The sequence below is a fragment of the Pseudomonas sp. NBRC 111123 genome (genome assembly GCF_001320205.1).
Classification (GTDB): Bacteria; Pseudomonadota; Gammaproteobacteria; order Pseudomonadales; family Pseudomonadaceae; genus Aquipseudomonas; species Aquipseudomonas putida_J.
Genome location: NZ_BCAZ01000003.1, coordinates 87,590 through 107,999 on the forward strand (window position 1 = coordinate 87,590; position 20,410 = coordinate 107,999).

Consider the following 20,410-nt stretch of genomic DNA (forward strand, 5'->3'; position numbering starts at 1 on the left):
TCAGGCGGCCGGGTCATGGCTGCGCACGCTGAAGGTCACCACGCCCCAGATCGTGAAGTCGTCACCCTCCATGATGTAGCGTGGCGCATAGCGTGGGTTCTCGGAGTGCAGCAACACTTGCCCGGCAACCCGCTGCAGGCGCTTGCACAGTGGCTCGCCGTTGACGGCAGCAATCACGATATGGCCATGACGCGCCTCGATCGAGCGGTCGACCAGCACCAGGTCGCCATCGAAGATACCGGCGCCTTGCATGCTGTCGCCGTCTATTCTGACCAGATAGATATGCGGTGCGCGCAGGTTGAGCAGCTCGTCCAGCGAAATAGGCTGCTCCATGTGGTCGGCGGCTGGCGACGGAAAACCCGCCGGGATGCGGAACAGATAGCGCGGTACGGCAGCACTGCCGCCCGTGATGGGACCCAGGATGGAAGTCATGAGACGGCCTTGATAGTAAACTGTATGCATATACAGTAAACGACGTAGCGAGTATCCGGTCAATTTCGCCGTAGGGTATTTCGACAAGTGGGGGTACATGCCATGTGCGGACGCTTCGCCCAGTACCAGGGCCTGGCCGACTACCTGCGTGAACTGGACGCCGAGCAGGACGTGATCAGCGGCTACGACAACGTGCCCGTCGGTCGCTACAACGTCGCCCCCGGCAGCCGCGTGCTGATCCTGCATCACGCCACCGATGGCCTGCGCATCGACCCTTGCCACTGGGGTTGGGCGCCGTTCTGGGCCACGGGCAAACGGCCGGCACCGATCAATGCGCGGGTCGAGACGGTGACCACCGGCAAGTTTTTCAAGGCCCTCTGGCCGCAAGGGCGGGCCTTGGTGATGGCCGACGGCTGGTATGAATGGGTGACCGACCCGCACGATCCCAAGCGCAAGCAGCCGTGGTTCATTCGCCTGAAAAGCCAGGCGCCGATGTTCATGGCGGCGCTGGCCGAGGTGCATGCGGGGCTGCAGCCGAATGAAGGGGACGGCTTCGTGATCATCACGGCGGCCAGTGATGCGGGAATGGTCGATATACATGACCGCCGGCCCTTGGTGCTGAGCCCGGAACATGCGCGGGCGTGGATCGACCCGGAAGTACCTGCCGAGGAGGCCGAACGCCTGGCGCGGGAGCAATGCTTGCCGGTGGAGGCGTTCGAATGGTTTGCGGTGGGCAAGGAAGTGGGGAACGTGCGAAACGAAGGGGCTGAACTGATTGCAATGCTCGATGCCGAGCATCAGCCCTGAAACCTGGCTGCCGGTAGCCGGGTTGAGCTGGGGCCACTGCGCGGCCCTTTCCCGACACAAGGCCGCTCCTACAGGGATTGCGCAGCTCTGGACAGCTGTGAAAGAACCTGTGGGAGCGGGCTTGCCCGCGAAGAGGCCGGCACTGGCAACCGAGCTGTTGAAGGTTAAGCCAAGACCTCCTGCTGGCGCAGCGACCAGCCCCCCTGCCCGTCCACTTCCAGCCGGTGAGTATGGAAATCGGCCAAGGTACTGCGATGCCCCACGCTTACCAGCAAGGTCTCGGGCATCTCCTTGCGCAACAACGCATACATCGCATGCTCCAAGCCCTCATCCATCGCCGAGGTGGACTCGTCGAGGAACACCACCTGCGGCCGGTTGAACAACACCCGGGCAAACGCCAGGCGTTGCTGCTCACCGACCGACAGAATGTTCGACCAGTCGCAACTTACCGCCAGCCGCTCGGCCAAGTGCGCCAGGTTGACCTCGCGCAGGGCCTGCTGCATGCGTGCTTCGTCCTCCGGCTGGCTGTCGGCCGGGTAAGCAATGGCAGTGCGCAGGTCGCCCAGCGGCAGGTAAGGCCGCTGCGAGAGGAACAACGCCTCGGTGCCCAATGGTCGCCGGACTTCGCCTTCGGCATAGGGCCAAAGGCCCGCCAGGGCACGCAGCAAGGTGGTCTTGCCACTGCCCGACGGCCCTTTGATCAACAGCGCCTGGCCACCGTGCAGGCGCAGGTCGAGGTCGGCGATCAGCGCATGGCCGTCCGGGCGCAGCACCTGCAGGCCGATGATGTCCAGCGCCCGTGGCTGGTCTTTGGTCAGCACCCGTGGCAGCGCGCTGGCCTGGTCGTTGGCGTCGAGGAAACCGGTCAAACGGTCGAGGGTGGCGCGGTACTGGGCGAAGGTGTCGTAGGACTCACGGAAGAACGACAGCGAATCCTGCACTTGGCCGAACGCCTGGGAGGTCTGCATCACGTCACCCAGCTTGATCGCCCCGCTGAAGAAGCGTGGCGCCTGGAGGATGAACGGGAACACCACTGCCACCTGGCTGACGCCGAGGTTGAAACCGCTGAACTTCAGGTTCCGGAACACCAGCGCCCAGACGTTGCCGATCAGCGCGCCGAAGCGCCCCAGCAAGGTCGCCCGCTCGACCGGCGCGCCTTGGTAGAAGGCAATGTTCTCGGCATTCTCGCGCAGGCGCATCAGTGCATAACGGAAGTTCGCCGTGAGTTTTTCGTTGAGGAAATTCAGGCGGATCAACGGCTGGCCGAGACGGAAGGCAATCCAGGTGGCGATCAGCACATAAACGTACACCGCAAATACCATCGCCCGGGGAATCTCGTACCCCGCCACCGTCAGCGGCGCCGAAAGGCCCCAGAGGATGCCGGTAAAGGCCACCAGCGAAACCAGTGCGCTGACCGCGCCCAGGGCCAGCGACACCGAGTTGCTGACAAACGCGCTGACGTCCAGTTCGATACGCTGGTCGGGGTTGTCCACCGGCTCGGCGAGGAAGCGGCCGCGGTAGTAGGCATCGCCTTTCATCCAGTCGCCGGTCAGGCGCTCGGTCAGCCACACCCGCCACTGGATACTGAAGGCCTGGGTCACGTAGAAGGTGAACAGCGAACGCAACACGTGGATGGTGGCCAACACCGCGAACACCCCCAACAGGTACCAGAAGGCAGTCTGATCAAGGGCTTGCAGGGCACTGTAGAAGCCGTTGTACCAGAACGAGAACAGCACGTTCAGGCGCACCGAGAACAGCGTCAGCACCAGCAGCAGGCCGAACATCAGCAGCGGGCGCCAACTGCGGCGGAAGGTGAAGTAAGGCCCGGCCAGCTGCCAGAACTGGCTGCCCCAGCGCGTGTAGCGCACGACCAGGCAGGCAGCGGTGGTGAAGCCGATGAGGGTGACGAACGAGGCAATTGCGAGCCAGCTCAGGCTCTCTTGCAGGGCCTCGTGCCAGTTCATGTCCATGGGAAATATCCGTGACGAGTGTTTCCGCGAGCGTAGCATCGCGGGGGATTCGTCTTGCATAAATGACGGACATTTCATTTTCCTGTTCCGGCCCCGACTTGCCCGTGAAGGGGCCGGAACAGGCGAGCACTAGGCCAAGGCCTCCACCACCTTTGCATCCAGCCCGTCCTGACCATGGGCAGCAATCCACTCCCCCAGTTGCCGGCGCATTGCCGGTGTCCAGAAGCTCTGCAGATGCTGCCTCACCCCCTGCACCGCCAGCACCCGGTCCGGCTCGCTGTCGAAGTAGTGGGCGATCTGGTTGGCCATTTTGACCAGGTTGTCGCTGCTCATCGGCGTACCTCGGCTTTTTCCGCAGTGCGGCGTTCCTTGAGCAGGCGCCGCTGTTCATCACTGAAGTCCTGGTAGCGTTTCTGCCATTCCGAAGGGTGGAACACCTTCACCACCTCTACCGCCGTGACCTTGTATTCCGGGCAGTTGGTGGCCCAGTCGGAGTTGTCGGTGGTGATCACGTTGGCGCCAGACTCGGGGAAGTGGAAGGTGGTGTACACCACCCCCGGCGCCACCCGCGTACTGACCCTGGCACGCAACACGGTCTGGCCCGCACGGCTGCCGATACCCACCCAGTCGCCCTCGCGGATGCCACGGCTTTCGGCGTCGCTGGGGTGGATCTCCAGCCGGTCGGCATCGTGCCAGGCGGTGTTGCCGGTACGCCGGGTCTGGGCGCCGACGTTGTACTGGCTGAGGATGCGCCCGGTGGTCAGCAGCAGCGGGAAGCGGCTGTTGACCTTCTCGTCGGTGGGCACATAACCGGTCAGCATGAAGCGCCCCTTGCCACGCACGAACTGGTCGATGTGCATGGTCGGGGTGCCGTCCGGGGCGGCGTCGTTGCAGGGCCACTGCAGGCTGCCGTGGCGGTCGATCTCGGCATAGCTGACGCGGTGGAAGCTCGGCGTCAGGCGGGCGATCTCGTCCATTATCTCGGCCGGATGGCGATAGTTCATCGGGTAGCCCAGGGCATTGGCCAGGGCCACGGTGGCTTCCCAGTCGGCCTTGCCGGCCAGCGGCTCCATGACCTTGCGCACCCGCGAGATGCGCCGCTCGGCGTTGGTGAAGGTACCGTCCTTCTCGAGGAACGAACTGCCCGGCAGGAACACGTGGGCAAACTTGGCCGTCTCGTTGAGGAAGATGTCCTGCACCACCACACACTCCATCGCCCGCAGGGCGGCGGTGACGTGCTGGGTGTTGGGGTCGCTCTGGGCGATGTCCTCGCCCTGGCAATACAGCGCCTTGAAACTGCCGTCCAGCGCCGCTTCGAACATGTTGGGGATGCGCAGGCCCGGGTCGGGCTGCAGGGTCACGCCCCAAGCCTGCTCGAACTCGGCGCGCACGCCTTCATTGGAAATATGCCGGTAGCCGGGCAGCTCGTGGGGGAACGAGCCCATGTCGCAGGAGCCCTGCACGTTGTTCTGCCCGCGCAGCGGGTTCACCCCGACCCCTTCGCGGCCGATGTTGCCGGTGGCCATCGCCAGGTTGGCGATACCCATCACCGCGGTACTGCCCTGGCTGTGCTCGGTCACACCCAGCCCGTAGTAGATCGCCGCGTTACCGCCCGTGGCGTACAGCCGGGCGGCGGCGCGGATCTGCTCGGCGGGCACGCCGCATACAGGCCCCAGGGCCTCCGGGGCGTTTTCCGCCAGGCTGACAAAATCGCGCCAGCGGGCGAAATCCTCGGTTTCGCAACGGGCGTCGATAAAACGCTGGGCCAGCAGGCCCTCACTGACGATCACATGAGCCAGTGCGTTGAGCATGGCCACGTTGGTCCCGGGGCGCAGCTGCAGGTGCAGGTCGGCACGGGCGTGGGGCGAGTCGACCAGGTCGATGCGCCGTGGGTCGATGACGATCAACCGTGCGCCCTGGCGCAGGCGGCGCTTGAGCTGCGAGCCGAATACCGGGTGGGCGTCGGTGGGGTTGGCGCCGATCACCAGGATCACGTCAGCCTGCATCACCGAGTCGAAGCTCTGGGTGCCTGCCGACTCACCGAGCGTCTGCTTCAGGCCATAGCCCGTTGGCGAATGGCACACCCGCGCGCAAGTGTCGACGTTATTGTTGCCGAACGCCGTGCGCACCAGTTTCTGCACCAGGTAGGCTTCTTCGTTGGTGCAGCGGCTGGAGGTGATGCCACCAATGGAATCGCGCCCGTACTTGAGCTGGATGCGGCGGAACTCGCTGGCGGCGTAGGTCACCGCCTCGTCCCAGCTGACTTCCTGCCACGGGTCTTCCAGGCGTTTGCGGATCATCGGTTTGGTGATGCGATCGGGGTGAGTGGCATAGCCCCAGGCGAAGCGGCCCTTGACGCAGGCGTGGCCATGGTTGGCGCCGCCGTTCTTGTCCGGGACCATGCGCACCAGCTGGTCGCCCTTCATCTCGGCGCGGAACGAGCAGCCAACGCCGCAGTAGGCGCAGGTGGTGATCACCGCCCGCTCGGGCTGGCCCAGCTGGACCAGGCTCTTCTCGGTGAGGGTCGCCGTCGGGCAGGCCTGCACGCAGGCGCCGCACGACACGCATTCGGAAGAGAGGAAGTTGTCGCCGCCGGCCGCCGCCACCCGCGAATCGAACCCGCGCCCGGTGATGGTCAGGGCGAAGGTGCCTTGGATGTCTTCGCAAGCACGCACGCAGCGGCTGCAGACGATGCACTTGCTCGGCTCGTAGTTGAAATACGGGTTGGAGGTGTCTTTCTTCTCTGCCAGGTGGTTGGCGCCATCGTAGCCGTAGCGCACCTCGCGCAGGCCGACCTGGCCGGCGACGGTCTGCAGTTCGCAGTTGCCGTTGGCCGAACAGGTCAGGCAGTCGAGCGGGTGGTCGGAGATGTACAGCTCCATCACATTGCGCCGCAGGTCGGCCAGGCGTGAAGTCTGCGTGCGCACCACCATGCCCTCGGCAACCGGCGTGGTGCACGAGGCCGGGTAGCCACGCATGCCTTCGATTTCCACCATGCACATGCGGCACGAGCCGAACGCCTCGAGGCTGTCGGTGGCGCACAGTTTGGGGATGCTGGTGCCCAGCAGCGCGGCGGCGCGCATCACCGAGGTGCCGGCCGGCACGCTGATGCTGCGGCCATCGATGTTCAGGCTGACCTGCACGTCGCTGTCGCGGGCAGGCGTGCCCAGATCGGTTTCGGGGTCGAAGTAATTGATCACTGCGCGGCCTCCGTGGTGGTCAGCCCGAAATCGGCGGGGAAATACTTTAGGGCGCTGGCCACTGGGTAGGCGGTCATACCGCCCATGGCACACAGCGAGCCGTATTGCATGGTGTCGCACAGGTCGCGCAGCAACAGGGCCTGGTCATGGCGCTCGCTGAAGTCGCTGGTCGCGATCAGCCGGTCGACCACCTCCATGCCGCGGGTCGAGCCAATCCGGCACGGGGTGCACTTGCCACAGGATTCCTCGGCGCAGAACTGCAAGGCGAAGCGCGCCATGCTGGCCATGTTCAGGGTGTCGTCGGCGACTACCACGCCGCCGTGGCCGAGCATCGCGCCCATGGCGGCGAAGGCCTCGTAGTCCAGCGGGGTATCGAAGTGGCTGGGCGGTACCCAGGCGCCGAGCGGCCCGCCGACCTGGGCTGCCTTGAGCGGGCGACCGCTGGCGGTGCCGCCGCCATAGCCTTCCACCAGCTCGCGCAGGGTCAGGCCGAAGGCGCGTTCCACCAGGCCGCCGTGGCGGATATTGCCAGCCAGTTGGAACGGCATGGTGCCCAGCGAACGGCCCATGCCGAAATCGCGGTAGAACGCCGCACCCTCAGCCAGGATGGTCGGCACCGAAGCCAGGGTGAGCACGTTGTGCACCAGTGTCGGCAGGCCGAACAGGCCTTCGAGCGCGGGCAGTGGCGGCTTGGCGCGAACGATGCCGCGCTTGCCTTCGATGGATTCGAGCAGCGCAGTTTCCTCGCCGCAGATATAGGCACCGGCACCGACCCGCACGTCCAGGTCGAAGGCCTGGCCGCTGCCGGCCACGTCGCTGCCCAGGTACCCGGCGGCGCGGGCGATGGTACAGGCCTGGTTGAGCACACCGATGGCATCCGGGTATTCCGAGCGCACATAGATGTAGCCTTTGTCGGCCCCGACGGCGAGGCCGGCGATGATCATGCCTTCGATCAGCAGGAAGGGGTCGCCCTCCATCAGCATCCGGTCGGCGAAGGTGCCGGAGTCGCCCTCGTCTGCGTTGCACACCACGTACTTCTGCGCAGGCCTTGCGTCGCGCACGGTGCGCCACTTGATGCCCGCCGGGAACGCCGCCCCGCCCCGGCCGCGCAGGCCGGAATCGAGCACGCTGGCGACCACGGCGGCGCCGCCCAGTGCCACGGCGTTTTCCAGGCCCTTGAAGCCGCCATGGGCACGGTAGTCGTCCAGCGACAATGGGCGGGTGATGCCGGCGCGGGCGAACAACAGGCGCTGCTGGGTTTTCAGGTAAGGCATTTCTTCGACCGGGCCCAGCGCCAGCGAATGGCCGCCGGGTTGGCCGACCAGCGCGTCGAGCAGCGACGGTACATCTGCCGGGCTGACCGGGCCGAAACCTTGGCGCCCTTGCGTGCTTTCACACTCCACCAGTGGCTCCAGCCAGTACAGCCCGCGTGAGCTGGTGCGCTGGATCTGGACCGGCAGCTGGCGGCGCTCGGCTTCCGAAAGGATGGCGGCGGCTACCTGATCGGCGCCTACTGCGCGCGCTACCGAATCACAGGAGATGAACACCTTCAGCATGTTTCGCCCTCCAGGCAACCCTTCACCAGCACCCGCAGGCGCTCGGGGGTAAGCCGTGCATGCACCTGGCCGTCCAGTTCCAGCGCCGGCGAGCAGGCGCACGCGCCCAGGCAGTACACCGGGCGCAGGCTGATGGCACCGTCGGCGCTGGTGCCGTGGTCATCCAGCGCCAGCTGTTCGCGCAGTTGCGCGGCCAGGGCTTCGCTGCCACGGCTCTGGCACGATTCGGCGCGGCACAGGCGCAAGGTGTGACGGGCGGGCGGCGTGGTGCAGAAGTCGTGATAGAAGCTGATCACCCCGCGCACCTCGGCCAGGCTGAGGTTCAGGGCATGGGCAATTTCCGGGACGGCAGCTTCGGGGATGAAGCCGATGGCTTCCTGGATGGCGTGAAGGATCGGCAGCAGCGCGCCGGGGGTGTCCTTGTCACGGTTCAGGATGCTCTGGATAACGGGCAGGTGGAGCAGTTCATCAGGCATACAGCGGACCTCGGCATCACGGACCCGGCCTGAATTGTTATAGAGGGCAGGTATCCGGCGTCTTCTGCTGCGGCACACCGGCCACGTCACGGTGGCGTGGGCACGGGGGCCTCCTTGCCGATGGCCGTGCGTCTGCGCGCACTGGGCTCATGGGCATCCCACAAGCATGGCACTTGTGGCGCCGGGGGGTTGTATGCGAACGACCAGGCGCATCCTGAAACCGACCTGCAGGCTTGTGCTGGTTTTGCTCGCCCCATCGCGGGCAAACCGCGAAGCGGCCCTTCAGCCAATCACCACATGGGGCAAGAACCGCGAACTGTCCTTGGTGATCAACGAATCATCTTCGCGGATGCCTATCCCCGAGGCCCTGCCCCCCACCACCCAGGACCCGATGAGGGTATAGCTGTCCGCAAACCTCGGCAGTGGTGCAAGCGCCTGCAGGATGTACGGCGCATCCGTGTATGGCCCGTCCTCGAAAACCCGCTCCCCCTCAGCGGTGCGAATATCCACATTGGCCCCTTCCCGCGAGAAATACGGCTTGCGTACCCAGCCCTTGGGCACCGGCAACTGCGGGCTGTCGTCGATAAAGGCCGGCAACAGGTTCGGATGGCCTTCATGCCATTCCCAGAGCAACGGCAGAATGCCTTTGTTGGAAATCAGCGCCTTCCAGGGGGGTTCGACGAACTGCGTGTCGCAACCTGCAATTGCCTGGCCGAAGTCCTCGTGGAAGATGTGCTCCCAGGCATGCAGCTTGAACAGCCGCGCAATCGCCCGCCCCTGCAGGTCGACGAAGCGGCCCTCGCCGTTCAGGCCGATGTCCTCCAGGTCGATATGCCGGGTGCGGATGCCGGCATGCTCGGCCATCTTGCGCAGAAAGTCGGTGGTACCGCGATCCTCCAGCGAACCGGAGAGGGTCGAAAAATGGAACTCGCCATGCCCCGGCATCGCTACAAAGGCCTGCACCAGGTCCTCGGCCAGGGTATTGAACTGGCTCGCATCGGCGGGCAGAACGCCCCGCTGGATCTGCTCCTCCAGCCAGATCAGCTGAAACGCCGCAGCTTCGTACAGCGAGGTGGGCGTGTCGTAGTTGGCCTCGATCAACTTCGCCGGGCCGTTGCCGTCGTAGCTGAAGTCGAAGCGCCCGTAGAGGTGCGCCTGCCCCTCGTGCCATGAGCGGCGTACCAGATCGAAGAAGGCTGGCGGAATCGCCAGGCGCGCCATCAGTGCCTCGCTCTCTACGATGCGCCCAACTGCATCCAGGCACATCGCGTGCAGCTCTGTGGTCGGGGCGTGCAGATCATGCACCACCTGGGCCTCGCTGAACTGGTAGTAACCACGTTCGTCCCAGTAACGCTCGCCGTCGATAGTGTGAAAGGCAAAGCCCTCGCGCAGGGCTGTCGTGCGCCAGTCGGGGCGCTCGGCCAGTTCGACCTTGCGCATGCCTACCCCCCGAAGAAACTGCCGGATCTGCCGCCCCAACCGCTGCGCGCCGTGGCCTGGCCACCGAAGCCTCCACGCGTGACCGAGGCCGAGGTTGCAGAACGCGATTCGTTGCGGCTTGAACCACCGTAGCCACCCCCGCCACCACTCGAAGCACTGCTGCTCTCTTCATCCTGCTTCACGCGCTGAATGCCGCCGCCCGTGGCAGCGTAGCGCTGGCCAAGCAAACCGTGCCGCTGGCCTGCACCATCGCGGTAGGCATACAACGGTTGCGCGTTGTAGTGGCGGCCAGCGCTGTTGCCCATCTGCGCAAGCAGCATGCCGGCCACTGCGGCGGTGGCCACATGGCCGTAGCCACCGCCCTGGGCGTAACCTGCGTCGAGCTGAGACTGCGTGACCTCAGCACTGGTCTGCAACTCGAAGCCACTCATGCGCGGCATGTAGCGGCCACCAACGGTGATCTGGCAACCGTCGGGGGTGAATTGCGCCTCGCACTCCGCCTTGGTGAAAAACGTCGGCGCATTGCGCTGATAATCCGCAAGCGCCCGCTTGAAAGCATCGTTGCAGGCGGCTTCGGGCACCTTGTCGGCCACACAGGCCGCCACGCTGTCGTAATTGCTTTGCTGGGTAACCGTGTACAGCTCTTCCTGCGGGCCGCAAGCGCTCAGCGCCAGCGGCAGCGAGCCGGCCAGCACCAGCTTGACGGGGCTGCGTCGGATAGGGGAATTCATGGGGGCTCCTTGCACTTCAGGCCGCTGGGGTCATGCAGGCCGAATTGAGAAAGCCCACGCTGATTGCCACGCTGGCGGCGTAAATGGCCGCAGCCAGTTCGCCTTTGACGATGCGCCTGGACAGGTCGCGCAGCACCAGGCTGGTGAGGCCAAAGGCGAGCAATTGCACCACGGCTGCGATCACCACCCAGGCAACGAAGTCGAGCATGCTCACGCTGTAGGCGATGATGTTGCTGGCCGGCAGCGAGAAACCGATCAGCGAGCCACCCAGGGCGATGGCGGCCGCCGGATTGTTTTCACGGATCAGCGAAAACTCGCGGTGGGGCGTAATACGCGTGTAGATGAACTGGAACAGCCAGAACAACAGCAGCGCCACACTGATATAGAGGATGAAGCCGGTCACCGCCGAAGCATTGAGTGACAGACGAAGCGCGTCGAGCATGGTGAATCCTTGTCAGGTTACGTTGAAGTCCGTGGGGAACAGGGTGACGCCCAGCGAGGTGGTGAAGGTGAGCGCGCCGTGCTCATCTTCTTCGAGGGAAAACAGCAGGAATTCGCGGCGGTCGAGCAGGCCCGTGTCGCGGGCATAAAGCATCGAAAGGTGCTGGACCCCATAGCGGGTTTGCGGGTTGACCACCTGCTCATGGAACTGGATCAGCTCAGCCTGCCCTTGGGCCTGCCCCCATTGGCGGGAGTAAAGGCAGCCTTCATGGGTATAGATCGGCAGGCCGACCTTGGACAGGCAGCCGACCAGGTACTGCCGGTGCGCCTCGTCGCGCACGGCGATGGCGCTGTGGTAGCCGAACAGCACGATATCGCCTGGCTGGCTGCCGTGCATCAGTACTTGCAACCAGTAATCGTCGTTGTCCAGGTAATAACGCAACAGGCGTACGGACTCGCCAAGGTCGACCTCGCCGCAGGCGCACACTACTTCCGGGCCGGGGAGTTGGAGTTCAGAGTAACCGTCGAGCAACGGTTCGAGCGTTCGGGCAGGTGTGAAAGTACTGCCATTGCGCAGGCCGAAAGGCGGGCTGGCGCGATTGAAAAGCGACATCAACTACTCCCTGGGGTCGCGGCGTTCCTTGCTGGGGGCGACACCTTAACGGGTTTGACCGCCAGGGCCAATACTGATGGTGTGAGCATTCTTGTCGCTGGAAATGTGATGTTACTACCGGCCTCATCACCGCCTTGCCGGCAACGCCCCCTGAGTGATGCGCAGTTCAGGCGACAGCCTGCTCCTCTGCCGTCTCTGCCTCCAGCGCCCTGACCAATGGCAACACCTGCTCCCCGAAGTACGCCACTTCCTCCTGGAAATGCAGGAACCCGGACAGAATCAAATCGACCCCCACCGCCTTCAACGCCACGATGCGCTCGGCAATCTGCTGCGGTGTGCCGATCAGGTTGGTCTTGAAGCCGTCGTTGTACTGCACCAGGTCTTCGAAACTGGACTTGGCCCAGTTGCCCTCGCCTTCCGGGCTGGCGGAACCGGCATGCTTCACTTCATGCCCGAAAGCCTGCACCGCCTCGGGGTTGGCCTTGTCGATGATCTCCTGCAACACCGCCCGTGCCTGTTCCTCGGTATCGCGAGCGATGATGAAGGCATTTACCCCGACTTTCACCGAATGCCCGTTGGCAGCGGCCTTGGCGCGAATATCGTCGACCTGTGCCTTAATCCCTTCTACCGTATTGCCGTTGGTGAAGTACCAGTCTGACACCCGCGCCGCCATGTCCCGCGCCGCCCGCGAACTGCCGCCCTGGAAGATTTCCGGGTGCGGCTGCTGCAACGGCTTTGGCTTGAGGTTGTAGTTGCGAAAGCGATAGAAGTCGCCGTTGAAGGTGAAGTTGTCTTCGGTCCAGATCCCCTTGAGCGCCCGGATGAATTCCTCGGAGCGGCGATAGCGTTCGTCATGGTCCAGCCACGGCTCACCAATGGCATGGAACTCGCCCTTGAACCAGCCCGATACCACGTTGATGGCGACACGGCCATTGGTGAACTGGTCGATGCTCGCCAGCTGCTTGGCCGCCAGCGCCGGGTTCCAAGGGCCCGGCAGAATGGCAGCGATGACCTTGAGCTTCTCGGTGGCCGCCAGCAGCGCGTGGCTGATGGTGACCGACTCGTGCTGGTTGTCGGCGCCATAGCCGGCGGTGAAGCGGATTTGTGACAGGGCGTAGTCGAAACCGGCCCGCTCGGCGATCTGCGCCAGTTTGCGGTTGTAGCCGATGTCCCAGCTGGTGCGCTGCTCGATGGTGCTGACCACCAGGCCACCACTGACGTTGGGGACCCAGTAGGCGAATGTAATCGGTTGCTGGCTCATGGGAGGCTCCCTGGCAGGACGTGAGAAAGTCCAGGGAACGGAGCAGCAACCGTGCCAGAGCAGAAAGTGCTTCAAGTTCAACGAGATGACGAATAGATGTGGGACAGTTGCCTGCCTCTAGCAAGGCAAGCTGCTGAAACACTGTGCGCCAGCCAACACCTGCACCGCTAGCCGAGCCGCATGCTGCAAGGTATGGATTACCTTTTGATCTCTCACCTCCAGTACATCCGCTTGAATCCGTGCTTTGCCTTTGGCCACGCCTTCCAGGCAGGTGGCCGAGCCGGCGGTGACGCCAAGTCTGCTGGTTGCTCCATCAAAGTCCTTGTCCATTCTCATTCCTCTTGAAAGCGCTGACATCAAGCTACTGCGCAGTCGTTGCAAGAGCGGCCTTGTGTCGCGAAAGGGCCTAGGCGTTGTCGCGACTATTGCCGGGGCTGCTTCGCAGCCCTTTCGCGACACAAGGCCGCTCCTACAAAGACCGCGCCGACTCCAGCAACGTGCGCACTGCCTCCCTCTCATGAATCATCGACAGCGTCATGACGGTAGGAGTTGACTTGGGCCGCGTGGTGACGGCCTGCTAAGCCACGGCCAGGCCACAAAGCAGGTATTCGGTTGTAGAAGCCACGTCACCGTAATGATTTGTTAAGACTTTTTAGATAATTCGTTAACGCAATTTTCACATGCCGCCCTCTAGCGTCACTGCCTTTCCGGCAGCCCCTTTTTGGGTTGCCGCCATGGTTCTACGAGGCACACGTGGCAAACACCGCATCCCCATCCGCGACCAAGCGCGTGGACTGGGCCGGCCTGGGCTGGCTCCTGCTGTTCTTCTGGTATTTCTCCGGCGTCACCCAGGCGCTTCTGCTGTTCAGTGGCACCACCGGTTTTGCGGGCTTCCGTGACGCGCTGTTCCTCAGCACCCTGTGGTTGGTCCCGGTTCTGCTGCTGCCACGCCTCACCCGCACCCTCGCCGCCGTCATCGGCGTAATGTTGTGGGCTGCCTCGCTGGTGGGTTTGAGCTACTTCGGCATCTACCATCAGGAGTTCTCGCAAAGCGTCATCTTCGTGATGTTCGAGTCGAACACCGCCGAAGCGGGCGAATACTTCAGCCAGTACTTCAGCATTGGCCTGATGCTCGGCCTGGTGGCCTACACCGTGGGTGCGGTACTGCTGTGGACGCGCGTCCGCCCGGTCACCCTGAGCCTGCGCAGCCGAGTCCCGGTGGCGGTACTGTTGCTGTTCGCCAACCTGGTGCTGCCGTTCTACAAGCAGATGGTCACCCAGGAACGCAACTTCGCCGATGCGGCAGAGAAAGTGCAGCAACGCATGGAACCTGCCGTGCCTTGGCAACTGGTGGTTGGCTACCGCCAATACCTGCAACAGCTGAACAACATGCAGAACCTGCTGGCCCAGAACGCCGCCCTGCCCCCGCTGCAGAACCTCCAGGACAGCAGCGGCGAAGCCCCGCGCACCTTGGTATTGGTGCTCGGTGAGTCGACCACCCGCGAGCACATGCACCTGTACGGTTACAACCGCGACACCACGCCAAACCTCGACGCCCTGGCCGCCGCCGACAAGAGCCTGACCGTGTTCCAGAACGTGGTCACCCCGCGCCCTTACACCATCGAGGTGATGCAGCAGATTCTCACCTTCGGCGACGAAGAACACCCCGACCGCTTCCTCACCGAGCCGTCGCTGATGAACCTGATGAAACAGGCGGGCTACAAGACCTTCTGGATCACCAACCAGCAGACCATGACCAAGCGCAACACCATGCTCACCACCTTCTCGCAGCAGACGGACGAGCAGGTGTACCTGAACAACCAGCGCAACCAGAACGCCAGCCAGTACGACGAAGTGGTGCTGCCACCGTTCGAACAGGCCCTGAAGGACCCGGCGCCGAAGAAGTTCATCATTGTCCACTTGCTGGGCACGCACATGGACTACCGCTACCGCTACCCGAATGCCTATCAGCACTTCACCGATCGCAAAGGCGCGCCGGATGCGCTGACCGATGACCAGGTAGAAACCTACAACTTCTACGACAACGCCGTGCGCTACAACGACTTCGTGGTGTCGAGCCTGATCAAGCAGTATTCGGCGACCACGCCCAACGGCTTCCTGCTGTACCTGTCCGACCACGGCGAAGACGTGTACAGCTCCGGCAACCACGACCGCCTGGGCCGCAACGAAGGCGCCCCCACCCGGCCGATGTACACCGTGCCGTTCCTGCTGTGGACTTCACCCAGCTGGCAGGCCGAGCACCCACGGGACCTGCAGTCGATGGCCAACCGTTCCTACAGCAGCTCGCACCTGATTCATACGCTGTCGGACCTGGCAGGGTTGAGTTACGACAAGTACGAACCGGCCAAGAGCCTGGTGAACGCGCAGTTTGCCGCAGCACCTCGCTGGATCGGTGACCCCTACCGCAAAGACGGGCTGCATGAGTTTGACCTGCTGCCGCAGGACAAGTCGGAACACACGCAGGAAACGGCTGCCAACGTTCAGAAGTAGCGATCGGCTACTTGGCTGTTCAAAGGCCGAAGGCGAGGTCACCGACCACGCCATCGGCCTTTTTCTTGCCCACGCTCGCACACCTGCCTGATGACACAATCTTCATACCTTAGTTAGAACGCAAACAAAGCAAGCGGCTTTAATGAAGCTATGGGCGCTTGCAACCACTGCGGGGACGTAAAACATGGGCGAACTTGAAGCACTCAACCGCACCCTTTTCCTGCTGATCAACGCAGGCGATGACACACCGCACTGGATGATCCAGCTCGCCATCGGCATCGCTGCCGGCCTGATCTACCTGCTTCCCGTGCTGCTGCTGGGCTTCTGGTTGTGGGGCAGCCCTGGCGAGCGCAGGCTGATGCTGAAAGCGACCTTGATTACCGTGATCGCCTTGCTCGCCAACCAGCTCATCTGGGCAATCTGGCCACACCCAAGGCCATTCATGATGGGCTTGGGGCACACGTGGATGTTGCACGCACCCGATTCGTCATTCCCAAGCGACCACATGACCGTATTCGGCTGCATTGGCTTGACCTTGCTGCTGGATGGTTTGTCGGGCTGGGGGGTGGTCATTCTGCTGACCGGGTTGAGCGTCGCCTGGGCGCGGGTATTCCTGGGCGTGCACTTCCCGCTCGACATGGTGGGGGCGATGGTCGTTTCGTTTTTGGTGTATGCAGGGTTCTCGCCTGTCTGGAAACGTATCGGCCTGCCTGTCACCCACCTGGTGCAACGGTGCTATCGCAGCCTGATGGCGGTGCCGATCAGGGCGGGTTGGCTGCGGGGCTGAGGTAAAACTGGCGTTGGGTCGCCACCCTTGCAGTGGGCAGGCACAGGCCTGTCACTCTTGGTAAACTAGGGCAACTTTTCCCGAAGGCCGATCTGGCGAGGTCACTGACCGCGCCATCGGCCTTTTTCCATGTTCCGATCGTTGCCCTGGCCCACAATGCCCCTAGAACAGACCACGAACCCAAGTACTACAAGGCCTGAGCCGTCCCGCCGCTTCAGCGTTGCGCCGATGATGGATCGGGCGAATAAAACTCTAAAATCCTGATTTTATTAGGTTTTATCGAGAAAATTTCCTCTTCGTACCATTTTTGTAGCACCTCATTTGCCACCTGCACTCCAGCTCAGCTTCGAAGGCATGGTGCTGAGCGTTACCCTGACCTATACCGAATGCTAACGTAGTGGTGGCATACTGGCACCAAGCCAACAACCACCGCAATGGATAGCCATGCATCTCATTATCGAAAAAAACATAGAAGAATTAAAAAAAGAATACCAATACCCTAAAAAAACTCCTGAATCCAAGTTATTCGAATATTTTTGTAATTATTGCATTACTTCAAAGCATTACCTTGGCAGATTCAATCCGAAAGACATAACGACCGATGAAGATGACGCATCCATCGATGGGATATCCATCATTATTGATGGCGACTTGATTACAACACTAGATGACGTTCAGAAAATCTTCAAGACTCACAAAACCAGCTTGAGCGCCGATATCATTTTCACTCAATGCAAAAGTGGAGAAGCTTTCAAAAAAGCAGATATCAATAATTTCAGCGTAGGGCTAGAAGACTTTATAAGCCTGAATCCACAATATCCACAAGGCAAGCTCAACACAAATTCACTAAAAATAATCAAAGAAATATTCGGCAATTTGAAAAAAATAAAAAATCGCCTACCCAATCTTCATGCATACTACTGCACCAGTGGGAATTACAGAGAAGAGCGAGAGATAAAGGCCTCCTTTGAAGCATTAAAGATCAAAATTGAAGAAAAAGACATCTTTGGCGAAGTAAGCATCACACCATTAGGGCGAGCCGAACTACTTAAGCTCTATGCGAATGCAACAGAAAAAAACGAAGCAACTTTGAAACTCATCGATTACTTCGGAATGCCTAAGATTCCCAATATACCTCAATCCTATATCGGAATCGCAAGTGCAGAAGAATTTGTTAAAAACGTTCTATCCGATGCTGACGGCAATTTAAACCATCGAGTCTTTGAAGAAAACGTTCGCTCGTTCTTAGGCGAAGGCAACCAGGTAAACAATAAAATCAAAGCCACCCTTAACGATCCAGATAAAAAAGATCTATTTTCGGTCCTCAATAACGGCATTACCATCGTTACCCCCGAACTCACATTAACCCCGAACACGAAAGAAATAAACCTAACAAACTATCAAGTAATAAACGGATGCCAAACAAGCAACACCCTATATATGAACAGACATCTTTTGGACAAGTCTGTAAACATAATCATAAAATTCATCGAATCCGCCAACACTGATGTGTCCGAAGATATAATTTCTGCCACCAACAACCAGACAGAGGTGAACACAGAGTCTTTCCATGGATTGAAGGGCAAAGCGAAACTCGTTCAGAAATATTTCGACGCAAAAAACGCCAAAGCTGCACCAGAAAACAGAATCTACTTTGAGCGTCGCGAAAATGAATACAAAGACGCTGGCTATCAGTTCACCCGAATTTTTGATGTACGGGAACTAGCTCGCAGCTATGCCGCCATGATCCTGAACCAAGCACACCACTCAGCAAGATATGTAAAAGAAATATTCTCAACAAGCGGCAAGGACCTATTCTGCGACAATGATCATGAGTCCCTCTATTACGCTTCTGCTTTAGCTCTTTATAAGTACAATACGCTGGTAAATGGTCGAAAAAACGGAGCGCAAAATTTTATTAAGCTTCGATGGCACATTATACAAGTCTATAAGTGGGTAGTACATGGAAAAACTGAAATGCCGGCACCTTCCTCAAAAGCCGCCGAAGAATATGCAAGCAAGATAATTTTATCGCTTACCGCTGAAGACAAACCATACATAGAGCACTTCATTGCCTGTCAGGAGATCATTAAATCCACTGGTACTCCAACAGCAGATTCTCTCAAGCGCGGCAAATTTACAGCCGACCTCTTCAACAAGGCAAATGAATATTTCGCGAACCTTAATCCATAAGACCTTGTAATACCTACACTTCTTTGCGCGACAATAAAAGGCGCTCAAGTCGCGATCTGAGGACTTGCGCGCCGCTGTGCAGTTATGCGTCAACGCGTGGATTGGCACGAACTGGCGTGCTGCACCGTAATTTCGATTAAACCTTTGAAGGAATCTGGCATGAATGCAGGTGAAATTGGCACCGAAGCCGGGCGCATTTTCGCATACAACTTACCAAGTGCTTGGATCTACCGTAGCCAAGAGGATCAAAACGATTTTGGCATTGACGGGGAAATCGAATTAAAAGACAGCAACGGGAAGGCACTTGGTAAAGAAAGCATCTTTAAAGTCCAGATAAAGGGGGAAGAGTTCTCCACTTACATCAATAACAATCAAATTCTATCATTTACCCTAACAACAGAACGACTGAAATATTACCACAATTTTAAAATCCCAGTGATACTAGTTGTCGTAGAGGTATCCACCCAGAAAATATTCTGGAAGGCCTTAACTATCGACGAAGAACTCAAGAGCAAAGTACTCAACGCAACAGATCAAAGTTACATCCAGGTTCACCTTCCGACGAAAAATACACTATCGAGAGGTTCACCATCATTAGCAGACAGCCTTCTGAAATCTGTTAACTTGTGCTGGGATCACCTTAGCATTCTTGGGATAAAAGCGTCCATCGCTCAGTATCCTAGCATGACCTCAACAGAGCTCGACCACAAAATACATGTAATTGGTGACGCTCTTTACAAGGCGTACCACCAGCAACTTGACAACTTGTTCCACGCAAAGGATTACAGTTCTCTCTATGATAAAGCTGAAACGCTATCTGCATCTCCTGTAGTACCTTCAGAAGATCGTTTTCTCGCCACCCTGTACTACTGGCAAGCATTTCAGATTGCCCCTAACACACGAAACCAGCAAGATTACTTTGATAGCCTTTTTCGAATCTGTCACAATCTTATTTACTTGGCTCGGCTCGACCGGTCAAAACCACTCAGACTAATCGCCTTAGGGAAAGCGCGTCGCACCCAGTTTAAAATTAGCATGGATGCATTGTTTTTTGCACATCATGCAACGAATCATTTTAACGACTCATCATTAGAGCACTTGATCTTCGATGGACAGACACAACAAGCTTATAGAGCTTGCTGTTTCGCCTTGCAAAAACTGGTCGACCTTTGCAACAGACTTTTTAATAGCAGCCAGTATCATATACTTGCTGATCTATTCATTGAGATATCACCCTCTATATTGGTTTTCCGGCAAATACATCAGGCAAGAGGCACCACTGAGTCAATTGAATTCATTGAACACTGGCATCAAAGCCTTTCATCACTAGTACTTCATTACTGTGTATTTACAAACAACACTTATTACATACAATGTATATACCGCCTCATAGCGTCAGACCCAAAAAACAGTCAAACCAAACCCGAAGCCAAAGCTTTCATAATAAAAAATCTTCCTGAATTATCCCCCACTCTAGAACGCATTGAAGAGGAATGCAAAAAATTCCTCAATCCTACTTCCTTTCTTGATGCGAGCATCGACGAGCAAAAAAAATTCTTTATTGACATGGCTAAAAACCTTGGAATGGATCCTGACGACCCGAATAACGAACTGGGAGACGTCGTATCTCTGGCACTGGCCAACTATGACCCCTCCGAGATAATGAAATCATGCGAACATTTATTCGTAGACTATAGACCAGGCGGAATAGTCGCTCAGTCGCTGCAAATGCATTCTGCTGGAGGAATGACGCTGCTTATATGCATGAAGCATAAGTACGCGATGGCCACCGGGGGGAGCATCAAAGATCTGTATTTGGGCATTCATTCTTCCCCTGCACATAGCTTTGAAAATCAACACTGCAAAAACTGCAACGATTGTTCTCCTAGACCCAATGATTGGAAGTGGAGTTTTAAATGGCATTACGAGATCAGAAACTTAAATATGGACATAATCAATACGTACCAGTTTTAACTGCCTTGGACTACCACC

The 20,410-nt window shown here is 59.4% G+C and carries 17 protein-coding genes; 5 read left to right on the forward strand and 12 right to left on the reverse strand.

The window, feature by feature from the left end; genetic code table 11:
- The gene (locus APH27_RS02855) at window positions 1-432 is read right to left on the reverse strand and encodes a LexA family transcriptional regulator (protein ID WP_027919600.1); all 432 of its coding nucleotides are present in this window, start codon (window positions 430-432) and stop codon (window positions 1-3) included.
- 102 nt (window positions 433-534) lie between these two features.
- On the opposite strand from APH27_RS02855, the gene APH27_RS02860 reads away from it, so the two are divergent.
- Window positions 535-1,239 carry an SOS response-associated peptidase family protein gene (locus APH27_RS02860; protein ID WP_060483920.1) on the forward strand — a complete coding sequence of 235 codons (705 nt, stop codon included), beginning with the start codon at window positions 535-537 and terminating at the stop codon, window positions 1,237-1,239.
- A gap of 164 nt (window positions 1,240-1,403) precedes the next feature.
- Here APH27_RS02860 and APH27_RS02865 read toward each other — a convergent pair whose 3' ends face one another.
- From APH27_RS02865 to APH27_RS02915, 11 genes are all read right to left on the reverse strand, one after another.
- Window positions 1,404-3,209, reverse strand: a complete 1,806-nt coding sequence (locus APH27_RS02865) for an ABC transporter ATP-binding protein/permease (protein WP_060483921.1) — start codon at window positions 3,207-3,209, stop codon at window positions 1,404-1,406.
- Between the two features lie 129 nt (window positions 3,210-3,338).
- A complete protein-coding gene (locus APH27_RS02870) occupies window positions 3,339-3,542 on the reverse strand; it encodes a formate dehydrogenase subunit delta (RefSeq protein ID WP_027919597.1) in 204 nt (67 codons plus the stop codon).
- The gene (fdhF, locus tag APH27_RS02875) at window positions 3,539-6,409 is read right to left on the reverse strand and encodes a formate dehydrogenase subunit alpha (RefSeq protein WP_060483922.1); all 2,871 of its coding nucleotides are present in this window, start codon (window positions 6,407-6,409) and stop codon (window positions 3,539-3,541) included. Before fdhF ends, APH27_RS02870 begins: the two co-directional genes overlap by 4 nt.
- Window positions 6,406-7,965, reverse strand: coding sequence for an NADH-quinone oxidoreductase subunit NuoF (locus APH27_RS02880; protein ID WP_060483923.1), 1,560 nt, complete (start codon window positions 7,963-7,965; stop codon window positions 6,406-6,408). The genes fdhF and APH27_RS02880 overlap by 4 nt, the downstream gene beginning before the upstream one ends.
- Window positions 7,959-8,441, reverse strand: coding sequence for a formate dehydrogenase subunit gamma (locus tag APH27_RS02885; protein WP_060483924.1), 483 nt, complete (start codon window positions 8,439-8,441; stop codon window positions 7,959-7,961). The genes APH27_RS02880 and APH27_RS02885 overlap by 7 nt, the downstream gene beginning before the upstream one ends.
- A 282-nt stretch (window positions 8,442-8,723) precedes the next feature.
- Window positions 8,724-9,881: a glutathionylspermidine synthase family protein gene (locus tag APH27_RS02890; RefSeq protein WP_060483925.1), complete on the reverse strand. Its 1,158-nt coding sequence runs from the start codon at window positions 9,879-9,881 to the stop codon at window positions 8,724-8,726.
- 2 nt (window positions 9,882-9,883) lie between these two features.
- Complete coding sequence (locus tag APH27_RS02895; protein ID WP_060483926.1) at window positions 9,884-10,612, reverse strand: DUF1190 domain-containing protein; 729 nt, start codon at window positions 10,610-10,612, stop codon at window positions 9,884-9,886.
- A gap of 16 nt (window positions 10,613-10,628) precedes the next feature.
- Complete coding sequence (locus tag APH27_RS02900; protein ID WP_060483927.1) at window positions 10,629-11,054, reverse strand: DUF350 domain-containing protein; 426 nt, start codon at window positions 11,052-11,054, stop codon at window positions 10,629-10,631.
- A 12-nt stretch (window positions 11,055-11,066) separates the two neighbouring features.
- Window positions 11,067-11,666 carry a DUF2491 family protein gene (locus APH27_RS02905; protein ID WP_060483928.1) on the reverse strand — a complete coding sequence of 200 codons (600 nt, stop codon included), beginning with the start codon at window positions 11,664-11,666 and terminating at the stop codon, window positions 11,067-11,069.
- A 166-nt stretch (window positions 11,667-11,832) separates the two neighbouring features.
- Window positions 11,833-12,927, reverse strand: a complete 1,095-nt coding sequence (gene sfnG / locus APH27_RS02910) for a dimethylsulfone monooxygenase SfnG (RefSeq protein WP_060483929.1) — start codon at window positions 12,925-12,927, stop codon at window positions 11,833-11,835.
- 117 nt (window positions 12,928-13,044) lie between these two features.
- Window positions 13,045-13,257, reverse strand: coding sequence for a hypothetical protein (locus APH27_RS02915; RefSeq protein ID WP_060483930.1), 213 nt, complete (start codon window positions 13,255-13,257; stop codon window positions 13,045-13,047).
- 423 nt (window positions 13,258-13,680) lie between these two features.
- Here APH27_RS02915 and APH27_RS02920 point away from each other — a divergent pair, with 423 nt between their 5' ends.
- The 4 genes from APH27_RS02920 to APH27_RS02935 all read left to right on the forward strand — a co-directional run bounded on the left by APH27_RS02920 (window position 13,681) and on the right by APH27_RS02935 (window position 20,392).
- On the forward strand, window positions 13,681-15,438 hold the full coding sequence (locus APH27_RS02920; protein ID WP_060483931.1) for a phosphoethanolamine transferase CptA: 1,758 nt from the start codon (window positions 13,681-13,683) through the stop codon (window positions 15,436-15,438).
- A 184-nt stretch (window positions 15,439-15,622) separates the two neighbouring features.
- Window positions 15,623-16,225: a phosphatase PAP2 family protein gene (locus tag APH27_RS02925; RefSeq protein WP_027919587.1), complete on the forward strand. Its 603-nt coding sequence runs from the start codon at window positions 15,623-15,625 to the stop codon at window positions 16,223-16,225.
- A gap of 444 nt (window positions 16,226-16,669) precedes the next feature.
- Window positions 16,670-18,418, forward strand: coding sequence for an AIPR family protein (locus tag APH27_RS02930; RefSeq protein ID WP_060483932.1), 1,749 nt, complete (start codon window positions 16,670-16,672; stop codon window positions 18,416-18,418).
- A gap of 159 nt (window positions 18,419-18,577) precedes the next feature.
- Complete coding sequence (locus tag APH27_RS02935) at window positions 18,578-20,392, forward strand: DUF4365 domain-containing protein (RefSeq protein WP_060483933.1); 1,815 nt, start codon at window positions 18,578-18,580, stop codon at window positions 20,390-20,392.
- Window positions 20,393-20,410 lie beyond the last annotated feature (18 nt).